Source organism: Arenibacter echinorum, assembly GCF_003259375.1.
Lineage (GTDB): Bacteria > Bacteroidota > Bacteroidia > Flavobacteriales > Flavobacteriaceae > Arenibacter > Arenibacter echinorum.
Genome location: NZ_QLLN01000001.1, coordinates 890481 through 912180 on the forward strand (window position 1 = coordinate 890481; position 21700 = coordinate 912180).

The 21700-nt window shown below is 33.9% G+C and carries 18 protein-coding genes; all 18 read right to left on the minus strand.

Translation table 11 applies throughout. From position 1 onward, the window contains the following. Positions 1–70: 70 nt before the first annotated feature. Entirely contained in the window at positions 71–1078 is a 1008-nt protein-coding gene (locus tag LV92_RS03715; RefSeq protein WP_111622271.1) for a GNAT family N-acetyltransferase, read from the minus strand. 9 nt (positions 1079–1087) lie between these two features. Further along, a complete protein-coding gene (locus LV92_RS03720) occupies positions 1088–2107 on the minus strand; it encodes an ATP-grasp domain-containing protein (RefSeq protein WP_111622272.1) in 1020 nt (339 codons plus the stop codon). 16 nt (positions 2108–2123) lie between these two features. Further along, complete coding sequence (locus LV92_RS03725) at positions 2124–3140, minus strand: GNAT family N-acetyltransferase (RefSeq protein WP_111622273.1); 1017 nt, start codon at positions 3138–3140, stop codon at positions 2124–2126. Next, a complete protein-coding gene (locus LV92_RS03730) occupies positions 3140–4009 on the minus strand; it encodes a 1-aminocyclopropane-1-carboxylate deaminase/D-cysteine desulfhydrase (protein ID WP_111622274.1) in 870 nt (289 codons plus the stop codon). The genes LV92_RS03725 and LV92_RS03730 overlap by 1 nt, the downstream gene beginning before the upstream one ends. A gap of 79 nt (positions 4010–4088) precedes the next feature. Continuing rightward, positions 4089–4700 carry a sugar transferase gene (locus tag LV92_RS03735; RefSeq protein ID WP_111622275.1) on the minus strand — a complete coding sequence of 204 codons (612 nt, stop codon included), beginning with the start codon at positions 4698–4700 and terminating at the stop codon, positions 4089–4091. 217 nt (positions 4701–4917) lie between these two features. Then, entirely contained in the window at positions 4918–6072 is a 1155-nt protein-coding gene (locus LV92_RS03740) for a glycosyltransferase family 4 protein (RefSeq protein ID WP_111622276.1), read from the minus strand. Positions 6073–6338: 266 nt separating this feature from the next. Next, positions 6339–7433 (minus strand): glycosyltransferase, encoded by a 1095-nt coding sequence (locus tag LV92_RS03745; RefSeq protein ID WP_111622277.1) that lies wholly within the window; start codon positions 7431–7433, stop codon positions 6339–6341. 62 nt (positions 7434–7495) lie between these two features. Beyond that, entirely contained in the window at positions 7496–9346 is a 1851-nt protein-coding gene (gene asnB, locus LV92_RS03750) for an asparagine synthase (glutamine-hydrolyzing) (RefSeq protein ID WP_111622278.1), read from the minus strand. Positions 9347–9373: 27 nt separating this feature from the next. Continuing rightward, a complete protein-coding gene (locus tag LV92_RS03755; RefSeq protein ID WP_111622279.1) occupies positions 9374–10447 on the minus strand; it encodes a glycosyltransferase in 1074 nt (357 codons plus the stop codon). Next, a complete protein-coding gene (locus LV92_RS03760; RefSeq protein ID WP_111622280.1) occupies positions 10431–11390 on the minus strand; it encodes an ATP-grasp fold amidoligase family protein in 960 nt (319 codons plus the stop codon). Before LV92_RS03760 ends, LV92_RS03755 begins: the two co-directional genes overlap by 17 nt. A 29-nt stretch (positions 11391–11419) precedes the next feature. Beyond that, positions 11420–12502, minus strand: coding sequence for an O-antigen ligase family protein (locus LV92_RS03765; protein WP_170126278.1), 1083 nt, complete (start codon positions 12500–12502; stop codon positions 11420–11422). A 283-nt stretch (positions 12503–12785) separates the two neighbouring features. Then, on the minus strand, positions 12786–14144 hold the full coding sequence (gene murJ, locus LV92_RS03770) for a murein biosynthesis integral membrane protein MurJ (protein WP_111622282.1): 1359 nt from the start codon (positions 14142–14144) through the stop codon (positions 12786–12788). 7 nt (positions 14145–14151) lie between these two features. Next, positions 14152–15255 (minus strand): glycosyltransferase family 4 protein, encoded by a 1104-nt coding sequence (locus tag LV92_RS03775; protein ID WP_111622283.1) that lies wholly within the window; start codon positions 15253–15255, stop codon positions 14152–14154. After that, positions 15255–16538, minus strand: a complete 1284-nt coding sequence (locus LV92_RS03780; protein ID WP_111622284.1) for a nucleotide sugar dehydrogenase — start codon at positions 16536–16538, stop codon at positions 15255–15257. The genes LV92_RS03775 and LV92_RS03780 overlap by 1 nt, the downstream gene beginning before the upstream one ends. An 11-nt stretch (positions 16539–16549) precedes the next feature. After that, positions 16550–17890: a UDP-glucose dehydrogenase family protein gene (locus LV92_RS03785; protein WP_111622285.1), complete on the minus strand. Its 1341-nt coding sequence runs from the start codon at positions 17888–17890 to the stop codon at positions 16550–16552. A 13-nt stretch (positions 17891–17903) separates the two neighbouring features. Beyond that, positions 17904–18902 (minus strand): SDR family oxidoreductase, encoded by a 999-nt coding sequence (locus tag LV92_RS03790; RefSeq protein ID WP_111622286.1) that lies wholly within the window; start codon positions 18900–18902, stop codon positions 17904–17906. A gap of 197 nt (positions 18903–19099) precedes the next feature. After that, entirely contained in the window at positions 19100–20131 is a 1032-nt protein-coding gene (locus tag LV92_RS03795) for an NAD-dependent epimerase (RefSeq protein WP_111622287.1), read from the minus strand. 117 nt (positions 20132–20248) lie between these two features. Continuing rightward, the gene (locus tag LV92_RS03800; protein ID WP_245946230.1) at positions 20249–21088 is read right to left on the minus strand and encodes a hypothetical protein; all 840 of its coding nucleotides are present in this window, start codon (positions 21086–21088) and stop codon (positions 20249–20251) included. Between the last annotated feature and the right edge of the window lie 612 nt (positions 21089–21700).

A 21700-nucleotide genomic window follows, 5' to 3' on the forward strand; every position in this document is an offset into this window, starting at 1 on the left:
GATAATTCCTGACAGTTGCCAAATTGCCCTAGGGTATGGATCGATAAGTAAAACTTCAAAAAAATAGGCTTTATTCTATTTGTACATTCTGATTCTTTACAAATATATTTTTAACCCCCTTCTTTTTCAGTTCAAGTTTTGTTTGGAAGTATTTCTGCATGCCTTTCGCCAAGGTTCTGGAAATGATAGAATTTTTATTGTAGAATACATGATGGTCCAAGGTGTAAGTGTCAGTACTCCAACGATTTTTATAACCGTAATTTCCTAGCCCTAAATCGAAAATTCTAATGTTGTTTTCAAAACATATTTCGAATTGATTGGTTAAGTACATATTACCTATTTCATATTTGGCAAAATCAATATCGAATACCGATATAGCTCCCTTAATACTATCCGGTGTATTGTAGTTAAAACAAATTGAAATAGGCTCAGAGCCGTTATAAATAATGTAAAAAGAAGCATTTTTGGTGTTAATTAGCGGGAAAAATAGTTCATGATAAAAATTCCAGATGTGATCATTTAAATGACGGTTGTATTCTTGTTTATCGTCATATCTTTTTTCCAATAACTTGCGAAACGATTCAAATACTTTTTCATATTCGGTTTCTGAGATTTCCCCATAATACCATTTATAGGAAATATCATGCCTAGATTCCAGGAGTCTTTTGTTCCTCTGTATTTTCTTAATCCGGCTTTGGCTTAGGGTAGCCGTAAGGTAGCTATCCAAATTATCAAAAGATTTAAAATCGATTATATACCCAGTTGAATCGTATATTTTGTGTAATCCGATAGTATTGTTATAGTCTAAAAAATCAGGACTGTAATATGTTGGAACGTGATAAATTAGAATTACACCATTCTTTAATTTCTTGGCAGTTTCATCTGGTCCATCTAACGGTTTTGAATATGATATACCCAGTGATAAGTTCTTACCAACGTTGATATAGATAGGAAGGATCTTGTTTTTGACAAATGATATTTTATCAATAAAATTGAACTTATTTTCTAATAATCCATTACCAAAATGTTTCAACCAGGTTGATGAATATATTTTGGAATTAGCAGCAATATCTTTCATTGGGTATTCTTAATAATTATTTGGGATTTTCATCAACATATCACATTTTGAAAATAGCTGATCGGGCTTAAAATTGTTAAATTTACTTACATCCTTGTTATTTTTCAGCCATGAAATATAAATGGCAGGGGTGTTTATGCCAGCTTCATGTGAAAAAGGATAGCCTCCTCCAAATCTTGGATTTAATTCTAAAATGTAAATTTTGTCTTTCACAACAAAAAAGTCGCAATCCATATTACCAATGTGCTTAGTATGGTTTCCAATTAATTCGCCAAACTTGGAGAATTCATCGTCTATGACGGAAACGGCCTTATCGGTTTCACCAGATCGCATGGATAATTTTTTTCTTACAAAACAACCGTAATAATCTCCATTAAAATCGTTTAAGATATCCATTCCATATTCCTCACCATCCAATTTCTCCTGTATGATAATACTATGGTCAATATCACTGGAGCTCACAGTTTTAAGAATGGATTTTTCTATTCTTAATTTTTGTAATTCATAGGCGAGTAAAAGCTCTTTCTCATTTTCGGCAACATCAACTCCTATAGATGCACTTCCCCATCTTGGTTTAACAATCAAGGGGTACTGTAGAGTATTGTTTTTAATAGCTTCCAAAACACTCTCTATTGTTATAAATGTTTTGGGTGTGGGGATGTTTAATTTACTGAAGAAATTATAGGTTTTCCATTTGTCGGATGACATGTCGATTACGTTTTCATCCGAAATAATGACTTTGGCACCCATATCTTCAAATTCTTTTTTATGTAGGGAAAGTATTGGAAGTTCCAGATCATTCAATGAAATAATTGCCTTAACATTATTGTCTTTAACAATAGATTTCAAGGAATCTATATATTCAGGATCATATATGGACGGCACCTTAAATGCCAAATGCGCGTCCACCAGGGCAGGAGCAGTTAATTGAGTGTCAACGGCTATTATTTGGCCATTATTACCTAAGGCTTCTTTAAAGTAATTAATTAAATAATTTCTTCTTCCGGCACAAGTAAATAATATATTCACGTTTCGTATTTAAGGGTTAAAGATTTAATCTATATTTTGGAAAGAAATTTGAATCCGTATTTTTTTGGTCCAAAGTTTGGAGTTCATCGTACTCATCCGGCATGGCTATTAATTTCCAAATATTGAAATCAACATAATTCTGGGCAAAACAAGATTTGAACTTCATTAGAGAACCTTCTCGTCCTCCGCTTCCACCGCCCATATCCAAATAGTCCATTTCATCTTTATGGCATAATTCCCTTATCTGGTCATATAAATATCTTACTGGACTTATATTGTAGTATTTGTCATTGGTACAAGCTAATTCAATATGAGAAATATGTTTTGTGCCAAAATAAAAAACACCCGCCATAATTTCATTGGTTTCATTATGTATGGCCAAAATAATATTGGCATCCGCCATATCGGAATTTAAAAGTGTATTGAAATAGTCCTTGTTATAATAAAATGATTTATTAGCATTCAGTCTGTCCAAATTGCTGTAATAAATTTCCATAAAGGCCTCTATATCCTCAGAATTAGTAGCCATTCTATAACTGGAAATTGGTTTTAATTTCTTTATTAACCGTATAGTATCCTTTTTGTAGCAAAGAATTTGATCATTTACATCCATTTGCTGGTCAAAATATACTAATTCACCTACATTTTCTAGAGTTCCGAGTTTGGCTAATGCTTTACTTTGATTGCTCAAATAGGGGTTCAATTTTGAAAATGCCGAAACAATCTTCTCCCTTTGCAACAACTTAAGAAATTCCTTCGAAAAATTATCTGAATCAAATGAATCATCAACATTAATGGATACGGGACCTAAATAGCCATGTACGGAAACCAAATCGGATAATTCGTCATTTATTTTTCGTTTTAAAAAAGGAAACCCAATCTCAGTGTTATTGTTTTTGTAAGTTATAAGCACTGGTTCTTCCCCAGTCTTCTTCATAACTTCGTGATATTCAAAGGTATGATATAGATCGTAGGATTCCATTCTTATGAGAAAGTTATTCCAATCTTCTTTGTTTTTTAAAATTTCCATCATTAGTTAAAATAGTTAAATATTCCTCCTGTGTTCCAGAAAAGTATATTTCCAGTAATCATCTGTTTTTTTATAATTTGTTGCATTCCGTAGAACGCTTTGGCCGTATATGTTGTATCCAAGGGAATCCCGTATTTTGTGTAGGAATTATTGGATATTTGCAATATTTCAACATTAAACTTTTCGTAGCCGCCACACAAAAATTCATCAGCCACTGTTATATTATTAACATTTTCAGGGATTGAATAACGATTACATAATTCGGAATAGAATTCCTTTATTATTTTTTCGGATCTTTTTTTTTCTCTACCAACGGAAATTCCTATAACCTTGGTCTTTAATTGATATTTGGATATCCCTGCTAATAGACCGGCCTGCGTTGAACCTGTACCGCTGGCCAAGAAAATATAGTCAGGAACAAAACCACTACTTTTTATTTCTTCTATAATGTCGATATAAGCCTTGCTACCTTCCAATGTATGACCCCCTCCATATAGATAGAACGGCTTTTGGCCGAGAGCTTTGTAATTGAGCATGGCCTTGTCCATTTCAAGGGAGATTTCATCGGAATTACAAAAAACTACACTGGCATTGGTGTTTCTAATTAATCTGGCATTGCCATTTTCGGTAAGAAATTTTTCCTTATTGCCGTGCAACACCAAAGTACAGTCCAAATTGTATTTGGAACAGTACAAAGCAGTGGCCCTACAATGATTGGATTGTATTCCGCCTGTTGTCACTATTGAAGTATGCTGGCCTTCCTGAATTGTATGGTGCAGTGCCATCATTTTGCGGGCTTTGTTTCCCCCTCCCATGAGAGGAAATAGATCATCTCTAAAGATTGCAAAAGACGGGTTTATAGATTCAATCATAGGTAATAAAACTTAAACTACATTTAAATAATTTTAGATAATGCTATTATAATAATCTAACATTTATTAATAAGTCAAGCTAATTTTTTTTTGTGCGATGTTCCACAAGGGTCAACATATTATCATCCAAAATTACATCTGAAGGCCTAATTACCTTTAAAATTGTTTTGTAAATCAAAATTAGATCGTTTCGAAATGATAAATTTTGTACATATTGTACATCCAATTCCAATTTTTCGTCCCATCCCACCGCATTTCTTCCGGAGACTTGGGCAAGACCTGTAATTCCTGGTCTAACGGTGTGCCTAATAGCTTCCCTAGTGGTATAGTAAGGCAAATAGTGGGTTCTGAGTGGCCGTGGTCCTACAAGGCTCATATCACCTCTAATTACATTTATTAGTTGAGGTAGTTCGTCTAACGATGTTTTCCTTAAGATATTCCCCAATTTTGTTAATCGAACTTCATCGGGCAACAACTTGCCATTCTCATCTTTTTTGTCCGTCATACTTTTAAATTTGTACATTTTAAAGACAACTTCATTCTTTCCTGGTCGTTCCTGGGAAAAAAAAGGATTGGACTTATTGATGATTAAAGAAATAAACGCGACGATGAGAATTATGGGCAATAAGATTACAAAGGCTAACAAGGCAGCAATTAAATCTATTAATCTTTTGAATGTTGACTTATACATTATTGGTTTTCCTTAGCTAGATTTATGCTTCTATCGTAGTCGATTAATTTTTGAAAATTAATATCGGAACAAAAATATAGTTTGACGAAATTGTAGCCAATTAATTGTGTTCAACTATAAATTAAATCGGATTAATTGTAGGATAAAGATCAAAACGTTACGACTATCGAAATTAAATAAACCTTATAAATTTAAGGTTTGTAGTTTTAATAAATTATTATTTTTTTTGGTTTGGTGTTAATGAATCGTATTCTGCTAAAATTGCATTCCAAATTACAGATCTATCAAACCTGGTAGCTATAGATTCTCTAACATTTTTGAATTTTGAAGTCCCATTTTTAAGGGACTCAACCATTGCGTTGTAAAGGTGTTCTGTACTTTTAGGAGGAATAATACACCCATTCTGCCCATTTATTATTATTTCGTTGCATCCGTTGATGTCAGAGACAATACTAGGAAGTCCCATAGCACCTGCTTGCATAACTACATTAGGAAATCCTTCCCGGTAACTGGGAAAGGCCAGCATATTGGAAATAGCGAAATAGGGACGTACATCCCATTGCCACCCTAAATAATTTATATTAGGATTGTTTTTTATCTTTTCCATAGTTTCAGGCAATAATGGATCAAGTTTTTCTTCAAATTCTCCTAGTAAAAGTAGCTTGGTGTCCTTAAATGTTTCCTGAATTTTGCAAAAAGCCTCTACCAGTTCATTTATTCCTTTATCCGTTACCATTCGGCCCACATTTATGAAGACAAAGTCATTTTCCCCTATATGCAATTCTTTGCGCAACGCATGATTATCTTCCTGGGAAAACAAATTAGGGTCGAAATGAGCTAGATCTATTCCATTGGAACTCCCATTTCCAATAACTTTCAATTTGTCCTTGTCAATGAAATTATGGTCCAGTATTATTTTTTCCAGACCAAAGGAGTTTGGATAGACCTTGGTCGAAAAAGCATAGGTCAATTTTTCAACAAGATTTAATATTCGTCTTTTAATTCCTGTCGTCTCTAATAATGGTAGGCCGGCAACCGTATGCAATCTATGTGGAACTTTTGCAAAATATGAGGCCATCATACTTAACAATCCTGCTTTTGGGGTGTGTGAATGCACTATAAAAGGCTTTTCTTCGCTGAAAATAGTGTATAATTTATACAATGCAATCAAATCCTTAAAGGGAGAAATACTTCGTGACATTTGAACAGGTATTACTCTCACGCCCTGTTCTTTCCTTACATTGTCTAAGCGAATTCCTTTAGAAGATATTCCAATTACCTCGAAATAATCACTCATAAATTTAAGCTGGTTTTGCAGTAGGCCATCTAGAGAACCAGATGTAGTGGTTATTCGAATAAGTTTTTTCTGCATTAGTCTTAGGTATTTTTTTGCAAAAGTATTGTTAATAATTTTTAAGTGGGAATTTTAGAATAATTTTATCATGTAAACGTAGAAATAGTAATGTCAATGTTTATTGGAGTATACCAAGATCAAATGAATATTTTATTGTTAGTGAATACTTTTTATAACGCCATTATACACTAAATATTACGGTATTATTTTTACAAATGTTTTATTGGACTAAATTCAGCACCCATTATCCACTGGACAAGGTTAAGACATATTCTTAAAAAGTATTATTTTTTGGTTTTTTCACTGTTTAGATAATAATCGACCTTGGTCATAAATGACGAAATATCCCTGCTTTGAAGATATTCATCAAAAAGAGTACGATTATCCTTTTTTGAATTTAATGTGTTGATAATGGCTTCTTCAAGATTGTTTTGGTTATTAGTTTCAGAAATCTGGATACCTGGTATATCTTCTATTCCACCAGCACAGGTGGTAGAAACCACTTTAGAGTTTTGTGACATCATTTGAAGAAGAACATTAGGAAACCCTTCAACCCTAGATGAAACAACGCACACTGTAGCTTTTTTAAAATAGGGATATACGTTATCCACAAAACCTTGTAGTAATACATCGCCTTCAAGATTTAACTGGGTTATTAATCCCTCTAGGTTGGTTCGTTCTATGCCCTCACCCAGTATTAGAAGTTTCAAATCATTAAATTGGGGCTTTAATTTGGAGAAAGCATTTATCAAGATATCATATCCTTTCTCTGGAATCATCCTACCGGCAGAAACTATATAATTCTCAGGTATAGTTAGGTTAGTGCTACTGTAAGCTTTTTTTGTTATCAGGTCAAAATCAATGGGGTTTGGGATAACTTCAATTTTAGTGAGTTTGGTTATTTTTGGAAAACCGGTTATAAGTTGATTTTTCATCAACTCTGTTTGGCTTACCAATAAATTAACCTTTCTATAGCCTATCCAATAGAAAAGCTTATATGATAAAAGCTTAAGACCATTATACCTAAGGAAAATAGAGGTGGACTCCCTTGCTACAAAGTGTTTAGCTCTAATAAGTTTAAGGCCAAGTAGTATTCCAATTAATCCATTTGTGTAGACATGGGAAGTAAAAATATAATCGTAAGATTTGTTTTTAGATCTTGCCAAATTAAGAATCAATAGGAAAACAGAAATATATTTACGACTATATTTTGAATAATGTAACGTTGTTTGAGAGCTTGAATCTTCCCAAGAATTTTTCAACTTTTTGTTAAGAAAGTAAACATCAATTTTATCACTTTTATGGTATGAGGCGACCATTTTTAAATATTGTTCAGCTCCTCCCATAGTATCATTGGGTAATAGAATTAATATTCTCATATTCTAATTGACTTTTTGATTTAATCTTAACAGGAATGTTCTTAACGGGAACGGTAAAAGATTTACTTTATTTCCAAACCAGCAGCGTTTTTGGACAACCACTGTTTCAAAACCAATAGGGCCCAAATGGTAGGATACTTATTAGCCGTCCCATCCATATGCTCATGTATGGTTGCTTTTACTTCTGGTATTTTAATTCCTGGTATTGTTTTTAGACCTTCATCACTTAGTTCACTTAAAACATAATCCTTTAATTCATTTCTGAACCAAACTTTAAACGGCATAGTAAATCCAGACTTAGGTCGATCAAAAAATTCTTTTGGAACATGCTTGTACAATATATCCTTTAGGATTCTCTTCTGGTTATTCTTGTTAAATTTAAAGTCTGTAGGAATTGATCTCGAAAATTCAACAACTCTATAATCCAATAAGGGAGCTCTTGTCTCCAAGGAAAAAGCCATTGAAGCTCTATCTACTTTCGTATTAATGTCCCAGTTTAGATAAGTTTTTAAATCAAAATCTGATATTCGCTCGTATATATTTTTGTTTTCATGGTACAAGTATTTTCTTTCTTCTAGATCACTTAAATCCGGTGTATTTACCAGCAAATGATTTTTAGTGTTAACCATCATGCCAAGGTATGCATCGTTTATGTTTTTGTTGTTTAAAACATTGGCTATTACTTTGCTTTTGTAGTATGGTATTATATTTAAGCCATTAACTAATATATTTCTCGCGAAATCAGGAAGACCATATGCTTTTTGTACATATCTCATCCAATTATATCGGTGATATCCCAAAAAACTTTCATCACCGCCATCCCCTGACAATGCTACAGTTACATGTTTTTTTGTATGCTTGGAAAGTAATAACGATGGAACGGCAGAGGAATCGGCGAAAGGCTCGTCATAGAATTCACAGAGGTTGGAGATTAAGTCTATCCCCTCATTATAATTACATTCAATGACATGGTGATCGGTCTGCAAATGTTGGGCTACTTTTTGTGCATAGGCACTTTCATCAAATCCTTTTGTATCGAATTTAACCGAAAAAGTCTTTACCTTTTCATTGGTGGCTTTGGTGGCCATAGCTGCTACCAGTGAAGAATCTACTCCTCCGGATAAAAATATGCCAACTGGCACATCCGCAAATAATCTAATTTTTACGGCATCGGACAATATGGACTCCAGCTCATTTTTAGCATCCTCATAGGATCCCTTGTAAAGATTTGTGCCCTTATAATCCAAATCCCAATATGGTTTTTGGTTGTAAGAACCTGATTTTAGATCGTAAACAAAAGAATAACCGGCTTTTAATTTTTTAACTTCATTAAAAATTGTATCAGGATCGGGAATGGTACCCCAACTAAGATAGTTGTTAATGGATTTTTGGGAAATGGAAAGATTTTTATTGAACAATTGAATGGCTGAGATTTGACTTGCAAATTCAAAATCCCTACCATTGATATAATAGTAGAATGGTTTTTTGCCCATTCTATCCCTAGCCCCAAATAATATTTGTTTTTTTTTATCATAAATTACAAATGCGAACATACCATTAAAATAGTCGACGCATTTCTCGCCATACTCCATATAGGCAGCACACATAACTTCAGTATCACTGGTGGTTTTAAATGAATACCCCTTACTGCCAAGTGATTTTTTTAGGTCTAAATAGTTGTATATTTCTCCATTAAAGACAATATGGATGTTTTCGTTGTAGGTAAAAGGTTGGTTGGAGCGTGGGTCTAAATCGATTATAGCCAATCTATTATGACCCAAAGTAACTAGGTTGTCATCAGATTCCAATTGACTAACACCCATTTTATCAGGGCCGCGAAACGAAATTCTGTTTAATTTGGTTTCAACTTCTTGTTTTTTATACCTGATCGTAGTTCCGTAAATTCCGCACATAATTTTAATGGTTAAGGGTAAAAGATGCTAATCCCTATTCAAATCGATGAACAAGTCTTGGTATTTTTTTATAATAATATCTTTGCTGTATTTTTTATATACAGAATCCCTTACAACAGCAGGGTCCCAATGTTTTTCTCCAATTAGGTTTAGTTTGATCAAAAAATCCGCTTCGTCTTTGGCAATATATCCATTCACATCTTCTTCAACTATTTCGTCGATACCACCTGGTGCTTTAAATGCAATAACCGGAGTACCTACCGCACAACTTTCCAATAATGCATTTGGAAAGCCTTCCACATATGATCCTTGTAAAAAAACATCACTTTCTTGTAAATATTTGGATACATCCTTTGTAAATGGGATGTGTTTGATTTTATCCAATAAACCCAGTTTTTTTGCATGGGAAAATATGGTCTCCATTTCGATTCCGTCCCCAATTAAAGTATATTCAAATGGCTCCGGATAATTGGCAAGGACGTCAAGAATTCTTAGGTGCCCTTTACGTTTATTTAAACTGGCAACCGTAATAAATTGTTTAAACTTGTTGGAGGGTAAATCTGGCTTTACTTGAAATTTATCAGAAATTGGATTGTTAATTATTATTAATTCATTTTCTTGGAGATTATATTTTTTACGGATATCAATTGCCATGTCTTTAGATTGACATATGATTTTATCCAGTTGATCATAACTGAATTTAGGTAAAAATTTAAAGAAATTTTTTTTAGGAATTTCAATATTACTTAAAATACTCATGACGTTTACTTCTCTAGCAACAAACTTAATTTTGGGAAAAAATAGAGCCTGTATGCCCATCAAAGTATTTAAGTGGCCAATGGCACTAATAACTATTTGTGGTTTCTTTTTAGATAAATAATTCGCAATTGGGAAAAATGCATGAAGAACTCTACTTTGGTTGAGAAATTTTATTTCTATATTTTTTATTTCAAATACTGCATCTTTTTCGAACCCAACGACTAATAAAGAGGCATTAAATTTGTTTTTGTCCAAGGACTGTGCAATATAGGACATTACACGCTCAGCACCGCCAGCCCTTAAAGAAGGAATAATAAATGTTATATTAATCTTTTGGGACATCCTGCAATTTTAGTTTTGTAAGAATAAGTTCGCTTCCTAGTTTTAAATCCCATTGTTCAGGTAATATTGGTTTATTGCCCCCGTCATGATGAAAGGTTATTTCTCCAAAATATAACTTACCATCCACATCGTACCAATCTACACGAACATAGTCAAAATGAGTAGCTATAAGTTCGGAAAGAGATATCATTTTATTCAGGGTTTTAGGCCTTGGTACATCATCTGGACTAGGGTCCGTATATTTTCCAGGTCCTTTTGGGGAAGACCATTTATATGGTTCGCGTTGCCAATCTCTATTGTACCAGTTTCTATAGTGATTTGATGTTCCTCTACCCATATCTACTTGAATCATTCTAACCTTTCCATTAAAACAATGAAGCTTATAATCTTCTGGAATATCACCCTTACTGTTCTGCAATAATTTTTCTATGATAACTCTGGGGATTATATTTTTGTACTGCCATTCTTTGGATTGGGGATAGTAATTTTTTTCCATCCTTTGTTTTAATTTCTGTTGAATGTCTTCCCAATTCATTTTTGTTTTATCCAAAACAAAAATTCCACCACCACTGTCGTGATTGGTTTTTATAATACATTGGGCATCAGGTAAATTATCCGCAATGATCTCATTAACATCTTGGGTTTGAAAATATAATGGGACTAAATATTCTTCTCCAATAGATTCTTTTATAAACCCCCTAACTTCATATTTATCAGCACATCGAGTGTGCAGTGGGGTTCTGTCATTTAATTTAAGCCAAATGATTTTTTCATTTAAAGTTTTGGGTTTTTTTAAGTCAGGAAACTGTCCAAAGTGCTTTTTATATCTGTATTTTAGGTAAATCCGTTCCGGGACTATTTTTTTATTTATAAAGTGATATAAGTTCATCACTATTCTGCCAACTATGGTTCTGTGATATATATATTTTAATAGTTGTTTCATGATTGAAGTATAACGATAGTAAATCAGTTCTATTTTAAAATTAAAGGAGAACTTGCAGATAATTTTTTAAACTGTATCAAGAGGTACATTGAAACAAGTACATTGTAATAATTTGAAAAATACGTGTGTCCTACCATTAGACTAATGGTTAAGACACAACTTAAATAAAAAAATTCTGGATTTGATCTAAAAAAGGAGTAACTTTTAATCAACAAAAAAAGATAAATTCCGACTATTAAAAAAAACGGAATTATACCGGCCTCCCCCAGGACCATTAGAAAGGTATTATGTACACCAGGGAGACCTTGTTGTTTTTTTTGCATATATTCATATCCATTGCCCCAAAAAGGTTTGTCAAATATAATATCTGTGTATAAGGCCCAAGTACCTGTTCTGGAATCCTTTTGTATGGTTTCGGATTGTATTTGTTCATCACTAAAAATACTTTGTAAAGCCGAAAATCGTGCTGTATTCAAGGTTAAGAAACTCGAAACGGCAAATAATAAAATAAGTACCAAAGCTCCAATGGCTGGAACAATAACGTTCTTTCTACTATGATATATCGCAATCATATTTATCAACAACCATATAACTATAAAGGAGCGTGAGAAAGTTAGGATACCGGCCAATGTAAAAATTAATTGCCCACCTAGTTTTAACCATTTATGGGACATTGAATAGCTTAAGGCGAAGCCAATTAAGCATATTGTACCTGCAAAGTTTGGATTCAAATAAAAACCACTGAAACGTCCATAAGTAGGGTAGAAGTTGGCATTCGCCAAGGGAAATACAACTGCGTTAATAATGATACTTAAGCCGCCTATTAGCAAAATTAAATAGATTTCTTTATTGTTTGTCTTATATAAAAGATCCACTGCACACACAACAACAATCATAAACCGAATAAAATCTTTAAAGAACCACTCCGGCTCGTATTCTGAAAAATTAAGGCCACTTAAGGTGTAGTAGAGTATTCCCAATAAAATAAAAGGAAAAATTAATTCGTGCTTTTCTCTTGAAAGAAAGTAATACGCTAATAACATTAGGGATGAGGCGTAACTACTTAAAGACCCTAATGTGCTGCCAAAATAAGCCAGAAGGTAGCTTGGCATATTACACAAAATTAAAAATAAAATAAAATAACGTATTAAGTTCATTAACTGTAAATGGGATATAGTTTTTTATCTACTATTAAGTTTAAGCTTTTGCAAAGACAATGAAAAAGATTTATCTAGTCCAACATTAAACATTCTATTTTGTACAAAAATATAGGTAAATATTATCGCTAATTGTTTTTATATCGTTAAAAGCAATTTAAGTTACCGGGAATATTTTCCACAATTTTATCGGATAAAAAAAGCACAATAATTTTTAGAGTCGCGAAACACATAATATCTAAGTATTTAATATTTTTTCCTGTCGACTTAATTTTACGGTATATCCAAATAAGACGATATTCTTTATTATAACCACTACTGTAGTACAAATTGCTATACCAAAAATACCATAATATTGTATTAAGATATAATCTAGAATGATATTTATGACCAATGCTCCAAAAGATACATAGGCCATAATTGCATTTTTGTTGATGCTGGTTAAAAAATTTACGTTAACCATTCCTGCAATTGTAAAGGGGATGTAGGCCAATATAATTTTTTGTATTATGGATACCAATGCGGAGTCCTCAGCTGTGAATTCATTACGTTCAAAAAATAATTGTACAAAAAAATCTGTTGCAAATATGGCAATTATAGAAAATATGGCGGCTCCAATAAATAGAGACTTTAATACCTTAAACAGAAGTTTAAAGGTCTTTTTCTTGTTCTCTATTACTGCCTTTGAAAAATAGGGTAATAAAACGCTGTTAATACCAATAATCAAAATACCAGATAAGAAGGCTGGCATTTTAAGGCCGTAATTTAAAGCAGCTATTGAACCAACAGCTAATTGGGCTGCAAAATACTGGTCTACTACTCCGTTCATTCCTGTTAAAAAGCCTGAAGACACCTTTGCGGGTAATTGGTAGAACATTTCTTTGGCATTTTTATTGCTAAAATCTGGCCAGGTAACGCTTATTACATCCCGATTGAAACTTATCACTAGCAAATATATAAATCCTATAATTGCACCTATTAGGGTTCCAATAGCCAATACTGAATCTCCTAATAACTTTTGAAATAGCCAGAGGCAAATAATAATGGAAACAGGGGTAAATATGGAAGTAAATGATGTATATCTAAATTCCCCATTAATATTCAACAATCCACTTAATATTGATGAAAACCCCCATAAAAGAATACATGGGAGAACATAATGAAATTGTAATTTTACTAAGTCGTAAAAGGCTTGATCATGCCCTGCGAAAAAATTCTCTAAGTATACATCAGTAAATAAAAAGGCTATTATTAAGAAAAGAAAGGATACCAAGCCCGTTATAAAGAAACCAGTTCCTTGAAATGAGGCAATGTTATTTCCTGTTTTCAATTCGGCGACATAGTTGGGGATAAAAACATTTCTAAAAGCCCCCAAAAACACATTATTTATAAATCCAGGCACCAACATGGCAATAAAAAATGTATCCAATAATTCGGATAGACCAAAGGTCGCTGCGACCACCGATTCCTTATAAAATCCAACACCTTTCATGAGCAGAGTTATACTCATAACCAACATGATATTTTTAAATACCGGTTGCTTGATAAGATGTTTAATATTTAGATTACGGAGATAATCCTTTATAAAATCAATCATTTTTAATTTATATGGAAAGCTGAATAATTTTATTCCATTGCTTAACGACAGCGTCCACCTTGAATTGATCTACCGCCTTCTGGCCATTTTTTCCGAAGGATAATCTTAAATCCTCTCTTGAAATGAGTTGATTAATTTTCTCTGTTAAAACTTCCTCATTGTTCATAGGGATTAGAAAACCATTTATACCATCTTTAATCAACTCTGATGGGCCTGTTGGACAATCTGTGGATATACTTGGAATACCAAAATGCATGGCTTCAATAAGGGCATTAGGGAAACCTTCAAATATTGAAGTAAACGCAAAAATTTTAGAAGAATTATAGTACTTATCGATATTTTGAATTTTACTTTTTATTATTACCCTGTTCTTAAGGTCTAGATTTTCAATCAGTTGCTCATATTCCTTCTTCTTTGGGCCTTCACCTATAATTAAAAGTTTCCAGTTTTTGTCTTCTATTTCAGAGAACGACTTTATTAAAACATCCTGTGCTTTTTGATTGGTTAATCTTCCAACGTTAAGTATTACATTTTCTTTAAAAACCTCATTATCCCGCTTTAAGGACAATTCATTAGAAATTGGATTAGGTAGAATTATTAATTTTTTTTCATCTACACTTGAAGCGTAATATTCTTTAATTTCCCTAGTTTGAACGACTAAAAAGTTTGCTTTAGGATAACTGAAACTTTTAAGTAATTTCCAAAATTTATTGGCTTTATTCTTATTCGGATTATTCCTTTCACTAATAATACAAGGGATTGAATTGCTTTTTGCTGCTAGAACAGATAATACATTAGCGCTAGTTAAAAAACCAATCAATAATTGAATCTTTTCCTTTTTAACAATCGCGTTGATTTTTTTTAGTAAAATATAATTACTTTTTAAAGCATTAAAAATATTTCTACTAGGAGGAACATTATCAACACAATGTAATAATCGCACATCCTTGTGCAATTGATAAAAAGGGACTACTTTAATGAAAGATATAATGTAGACTTCATAATCGGTGGTTAGTGTGTTTGCCAAAGTAGAAACCACACGCTCTGCTCCACCAGCGCCAAGTGAGGGTATAACAAAAGCAAGTTTTTGCTTTACTTTTTTATTATGCATTATAATTTACCGTTTGCTTGTTCCGGTATAAAACCTTTTACGTCATACACGACCCCATTGGGTTTTAGTAGTGACTTGAAATCAAGAGACAGAAATTGTTTGTGCGCCACAGTGAGCACAATAGCATCGAATTTTTTGTCCGCCAATTCTTTAGAAGCTGTCAACTTATATTCATGCATAACTTCTTCCGCCGATGCCCAAGGATCATAAATGTCTACCTCTGCTCCGTAGGAGCTTAGGTTGTTTATAACATCAACCGCTTTAGTGTTACGGACATCGGGGCAATTTTCCTTAAAGGTTATTCCCAATACCAATATACTAGCTCCTTTTACCTTAATGTCATTTTGTACCATCATTTTAACGACTTCTGAAGCTACATACTTGCCCATACCGTCGTTCATTCGTCTTCCGGCCAAAATAATCTCAGGATGATAGCCGTATTCCTGTGCTTTCTGGGCTAAATAATAGGGGTCTACGCCGATACAGTGCCCCCCAACTAATCCTGGTTTAAAGGGTAGGAAGTTCCATTTGGTACCTGCAGCCTCTAAAACATCATGGGTGTCAATACCCATTAAATTGAAAATCTTGGCCAATTCATTAACAAAAGCGATATTAATATCACGTTGTGAGTTTTCAATAACCTTGGCCGCCTCGGCAACCCTGATGTTAGGAGCCAAGTGCGTTCCGGCCGTAATTACAGAGGCATAGAGCTTATTTACTTTTTTGCCTATTTCTGGAGTTGAACCAGAGGTGACTTTTAAGATTTTTTCAACGGTATGTTCTTTGTCCCCCGGATTGATTCTTTCTGGCGAATATCCTGCAAAAAAATCTAGGTTATACTTCAACCCACTTATATTTTCCAAAACCGGAATACATTCATCTTCGGTAACCCCAGGATAAACGGTAGACTCATATACTACGATATCTCCCTTTTTTAGTACTTGGCCTACCGTTTCACTAGCTTTGTATAGTGGCGTTAAAATGGGCCTATTGGTACTGTCAACTGGAGTAGGTACAGTAACTATGTAGTAATTACAGTCCGCAATATCCTCTAGCTTATTTGTGCAATACAGTCCTGTATTATCCATTTTTGGGGTATCCGACAAAACGGCTAGCAAGATATCATCCTCTACTTCCAAGGTATTGTCCTTACCTGCTTGTAATTCTGTTATTCTTTTTTCGTTGATATCAAATCCTATCACGGGGTATTTAGTTGCGAACAGGCGGGCTAATGGTAGGCCAACATATCCCAATCCAATTACAGCAATTTTTATATTACTCATATTTTTTTATTTTAATGGTTGTTCAATTTTTTTCCGATTTGGTAGTATTCAATACCCCTCTCCGTCATTAATACATCATTATATTGGTTACGGCCATCAAAAATTATCGGGGTATTTAATTGTACCTTTAATTCTTCAAAATCAGGAGACCTAAATTCTTTCCATTCCGTTAGTAGAATCATGGCATCGGCATTTTTAAGAGTGTCGTACTTGGACTTGCAATAAGTAACACCTTTCATATCTTTTAAATAAAAATGCTCTGCCTCTTTCATCGCTTTCGGGTCATATGCTTGTATTTTAGCCCCTCTTTGTACTAATTCCTTAATGATATATATGGCAGGTGCTTCCCGCATATCATCGGTCTCAGGTTTGAAGGCCAAGCCCCATATGGCAAAGGTTTTTCCTTTTAGATCTTCACCAAATCTGGTAATTACCTTTTGGGCAATTACCAGTTTTTGCCGGTCGTTTACTTCCTCTACAGAGCTAATCAAACTGGCTTTATAGCCATGTTCCTCAGCCGTTTTTTTCAATGCCTTAACATCTTTTGGAAAACAAGATCCACCATATCCCGAACCTGGATATATAAAGCTATACCCAATTCTGCTATCGGACCCAATCCCAATTCTTACCTTATTCACGTCCGCGCCCACCAATTCACATATATTGGCTATTTCGTTCATAAACGATATTTTGGTGGCCAGCATGGCGTTGGCCACATACTTGGTCATTTCAGCGGAACGGACATCCATGGTGATCAATCGGTCCTGACTGCTTCTAAAAAATGGGGAGTACAAGGTTCTCATTTTTTCGGTCGACTTTTGATCGTCGGATCCAATAACCACCCTATCTGGTTTCATGAAGTCGTTTATCGCATCCCCTTCCTTTAAAAATTCAGGGTTGGAGACTACATGAAATTCTATGTCTACATTTCGTTTTTCCAATTCTTTTTGAATAGTGGCCGAAACTTTATCAGCAGTGCCTACAGGAACGGTAGATTTGTCAACAATAATCAAGGGATTGGTCATATGCAGTCCTATCTCTTTGGCCACTTGAAGCACATATTTTAAATCGGCAGAACCATCATCCCCCATAGGGGTACCAACGGCAATGAAAGCTATATCGCATTTCTGAAGGTGATTATTTAAATTGGTACTAAAGCGCAAGGTTTTGTTCTCAATATTTCTTCTTACCATGGCTTCCAAGCCCGGTTCGTAGATTGGGATAATACCCCCTTTTAAATTTTCTATTTTTTTGGTGTCAACATCAATACAGGTTACCGTATTTCCCATCTCGGCAAAACAAGTACCACTTACCAGACCTACATAGCCGGTTCCAATAACAGTTAAATTCATTTTAGATTATATTTTATTTTAAATTTTCCCAATACCATGTTACTGCCTCTTTCAACCCAGCCTCAATATTGAATTCTGGATCATAATCCAGCAAATTTTTTGCTTTTTGGATAGACGCCAAAGAATGTGGTACATCTCCTTGCCTGTTGGGGCCATATTTTATATCTACTTGAGCAATTTTTGGATCGTAAACACTTAGATATTCTTTTAATAAGGATACCAACTCCTTTAAATCTGTCCGTTCACCGTAGGCTACATTATAAACGGTATTTATGGCCTCTTTATTATTACTGCTTATGGCCCTTAAGTTCATTTGAATTACATTATCTATATAGGTAAAATCCCTGGAATAGCTACCATCTCCATTTATAACAGGGGATTCGTATTTCATCAACTGCATTACAAACTTCGGAATCACTGCGGCATAAGCACCATTCGGGTCTTGTTTTCTTCCAAAAACATTGAAATAACGCAAGCCGATAGTCTCTAATCCATAGGTTTTGCTAAAAATATCAGCATAGAGCTCGTTTACATACTTGGTAATGGCATAGGGGGAGAGAGGTTTTCCAATTACATCCTCCACTTTGGGCATTGATTCGGAATCCCCATAGGTAGAGGAACTGGCCGCATAGACAAAGCGCTTTACCTTGGCATCTCTTGCGGCTACCAACATATTTAAAAATCCGGATACGTTAACATCGTTGCTTGTTATAGGGTCATTGATCGATCTAGGGACAGATCCCAATGCGGCCTGATGCAAAATATAATCTATACCCTTACAGGCTTTTTGGCAATCGCTTAAATTTCGTATATCACCTTCAATTAGCAGGAAATTTGGATTTGACCCTAAGTGCGTAATGTTTTCTCGTTTTCCTGTTGCAAAATTATCCAAACAAGTTACTTTATTCCCATTATCTAATAGCGCTTCACAAAGATTGGAGCCAATAAACCCTGCCCCCCCAGTAACCAATATATGATGAGCGGCATTAAGTTTTACAGAAGTGTTATTCATGTTAATTTTCTTTTAATGTGCAAAGGTGTATAAAAGAAATTTAAAAGGAGGTCAATATTATTTTAAGTCGCAATAAACTCGATGAAATGAAAATCCTTAAGCGATTTTATAAACCCTTTCTTACCTTATTACCGAAAAAAAAGCAATGAGTTTGATTCTTAAAGGAAGTGTGTTATTGAAAAATAAGTTAAGAGTATTTAGTTAATCTTATAATATTTTTTATACCACGAAATAAAATTGGCTACCCCTGTTTTAATAGGCGTGTTTGGTCTATAATCGTAGTCTGTTATTAAAGCATCGACATTGGCCCATGTTTTTTCTACATCTCCAGGTTGCATGGGAAGGAGCTCCCTTTTTGCCTTTATACCTAAATTTTCCTCAATCGCTTGGATAAAGTCGAGCAGTTTAACGGAATTGTTATTTCCGATATTGTAAATTTTGTATTTTTCCCCTTTGTCCATTCGAGGTTTTATATTTTTTTCCAAAATGCGGACCACCCCCTCAGTAATATCGTCAATATAGGTGAAATCGCGTTCCATAAGGCCATTGTTAAAAACCTTAATGGGCCTGCCCTGAATCATCGCGTCTGTAAAAAGAAACATGGCCATATCGGGTCTTCCCCAAGGGCCATAGACCGTAAAAAACCGCAAACCCGTGGTAGCAAAACCATATAAATGACTATAAGTATGGGCCATAAGTTCATTACTCTTTTTAGTCGCTGCATAAAGGCTTATAGGATGGTCCACATTATCAGTGGTTTCAAAGGGGACCTTTTTGTTGAGGCCGTAGACACTGGAGCTGCTGGCGTACACCAGATGTTTGATTTTGTAATTTCGGCAACATTCCAAGATATTCATAAACCCTACAATATTGCTGTCAACATAAGCTTTTGGATTTTCAAGACTATAGCGTACCCCTGCCTGGGCAGCCAGATTGCACACGACATCAAAGTTTTGATCTTTGAATAATATAGGCATAGCCTCGTAATCCTCCAGGTTCAGACGGATAAATGAAAAAGAGTTGGGATGTGTATCACTTTTGATTTTTTGGTCGAATTTTTCAGCATTTTCCCTGGATATGCCCAATTCCTTTAAACGGGCGTATTTTAGATTAACATCGTAATAGTCATTTATATTATCCACCCCAACAACAATGTGACCTTGGGTTATTAACATTTTGGACACAAAAAATCCAATGAAGCCGGCTGCCCCTGTTACAAGTATTTTCATTAATTTAATGGATTTCTTTCTAATTGATAATTGCGAGATAATTGTTTTGTTCAAAAATAATGGAACAATCTAAAAAAATGTTTTTATAATAAACATTTTTTTAGATTGTAATAAGTTTTAGTACTTTATTAAAGAAAGTAATTTATTATAGACTTGTTTGGCCCGGTTTTGTAGTTCTAGATTACATGGAACGGGCTGATAAATCATTGGTTTATGTTTTTTAATGCTGTTGGGAAAGGGCTTAACTTGAAGGTTTTTGCTTACATATTCAAAAACGCTGTCAGGTTCATTAACCAGGCTTTCAAATGAAATAAGCATATAAGAATCGTCGAAAGTATCTAGTACATATTCATAATAATTGATCCATAGGATTAGCCAATAATTTATATCTTCAAGATCATATTGTGATTTTGTTTCTATAAAATTTGAGGTCAATAGAAAAGGTTTATGATTAAGGCCAAATTCGTGATGCCCCAAATAGTTAAAATAATCCAGTACAAATGGATCTTCACGTTGGCTATCAGAAAAACTACGGTGCAACTTCATTAGGGATGAAGCATGGGAAATGGGTTCCCTAAATAAAATAAATATTTTACTATTATTAATTTTTTTTAAGGTAGATAGCCTTAAAATGTTGTTGTTGTTTTTGGATATATATTTTTGTTTTTGTTTTGAAAGACAAATCAAAGATATATAGGTCAAATATTTGTTTACAATTTCTTCTTCCACTGTATGTGGTAATAGTCCATCTTTAATGTAAGAATCCTTCATAAAGGCCTTCCAGAAATATTCGTCAAATTCTTCAGGTGAATTGCCGTCGATTATAATACCATCTTTGTGAGCTCTCTCGTGGGCAGCAATCTTAAGCTTTTTATTCCATAAGTTTGGGGAGAGCAAAATTGGCATATTGGAATATTGCAAGGAAGCGTATTCATTTGTGCCAAATATCTTATTCATTAAGGCTGTTGTGCCAGATCTAGCCAAGCCAGTTATAAATACGTACTCCTTTACTAGAATATTTTTAGCCTTAGGGCCAAAAATAATTTCTTCCAGTTCCAGAGACGACTTAGATAGAAAATAATTAGATAAGTATAATTTATGTAGTATTTTTTCGCTTTTTGAATAACTTGACATATTGTTTTTTTAAAATGATATAGAGCACCACTGCAATCAAAGAAGCTAAAATTCCACCTAAACTATATAGGGTTTCCGAGTATGTTGTTTTAAATAGTTCATCTATAATGAATATGGAAAGAAAAGGACTGATAAACAAAATAATACTTCCAATGAGCTTTAACAGATATATGATTTGTTTAGAAATCTGACGCAATAATTCCTTTTGTTTCTCCTCATCAGTTTTGGTTTTATCCTGTAATACCTTTAATTGTAATTTATAGGAGTTGGTCAGGTTTTTTGCAAGTGTTATTATCCCAAGATTATCAAAGATGATGCAAGAGAGTATTGTTATAATGAAAATAAGTGAATAAATCAAATTAGCCTTTATTTAGTTTCATCTTAATGAAATTAATAAACCGTTTAAGAGGCAACCAGAAAATGGCAACCAAAAAA

Coding starts and splice junctions, on each gene's coding strand:
- LV92_RS03745 (WP_111622277.1), bottom strand. CDS start 7,433: ATGAGAATATTAATTCTATTACCCAATGATACTATGGGAGGAGCTGAA.
- LV92_RS03785 (WP_111622285.1), bottom strand. CDS start 17,890: ATGAATTTAACTGTTATTGGAACCGGCTATGTAGGTCTGGTAAGTGGT.
- LV92_RS03795 (WP_111622287.1), bottom strand. CDS start 20,131: ATGAAAATACTTGTAACAGGGGCAGCCGGCTTCATTGGATTTTTTGTG.
- LV92_RS03735 (WP_111622275.1), bottom strand. CDS start 4,700: ATGTATAAGTCAACATTCAAAAGATTAATAGATTTAATTGCTGCCTTG.
- LV92_RS03790 (WP_111622286.1), bottom strand. CDS start 18,902: ATGAATAACACTTCTGTAAAACTTAATGCCGCTCATCATATATTGGTT.
- LV92_RS03740 (WP_111622276.1), bottom strand. CDS start 6,072: ATGCAGAAAAAACTTATTCGAATAACCACTACATCTGGTTCTCTAGAT.
- LV92_RS03765 (WP_170126278.1), bottom strand. CDS start 12,502: ATGCCAAGCTACCTTCTGGCTTATTTTGGCAGCACATTAGGGTCTTTA.
- murJ (WP_111622282.1), bottom strand. CDS start 14,144: ATGATTGATTTTATAAAGGATTATCTCCGTAATCTAAATATTAAACAT.
- LV92_RS03775 (WP_111622283.1), bottom strand. CDS start 15,255: ATGCATAATAAAAAAGTAAAGCAAAAACTTGCTTTTGTTATACCCTCA.
- LV92_RS03730 (WP_111622274.1), bottom strand. CDS start 4,009: ATGATTGAATCTATAAACCCGTCTTTTGCAATCTTTAGAGATGATCTA.
- asnB (WP_111622278.1), bottom strand. CDS start 9,346: ATGTGCGGAATTTACGGAACTACGATCAGGTATAAAAAACAAGAAGTT.
- LV92_RS03780 (WP_111622284.1), bottom strand. CDS start 16,538: ATGAGTAATATAAAAATTGCTGTAATTGGATTGGGATATGTTGGCCTA.
- LV92_RS03755 (WP_111622279.1), bottom strand. CDS start 10,447: ATGTCCCAAAAGATTAATATAACATTTATTATTCCTTCTTTAAGGGCT.
- LV92_RS03760 (WP_111622280.1), bottom strand. CDS start 11,390: ATGAAACAACTATTAAAATATATATATCACAGAACCATAGTTGGCAGA.
- LV92_RS03725 (WP_111622273.1), bottom strand. CDS start 3,140: ATGATGGAAATTTTAAAAAACAAAGAAGATTGGAATAACTTTCTCATA.
- LV92_RS03800 (WP_245946230.1), bottom strand. CDS start 21,088: ATGAATAAGATATTTGGCACAAATGAATACGCTTCCTTGCAATATTCC.
- LV92_RS03715 (WP_111622271.1), bottom strand. CDS start 1,078: ATGAAAGATATTGCTGCTAATTCCAAAATATATTCATCAACCTGGTTG.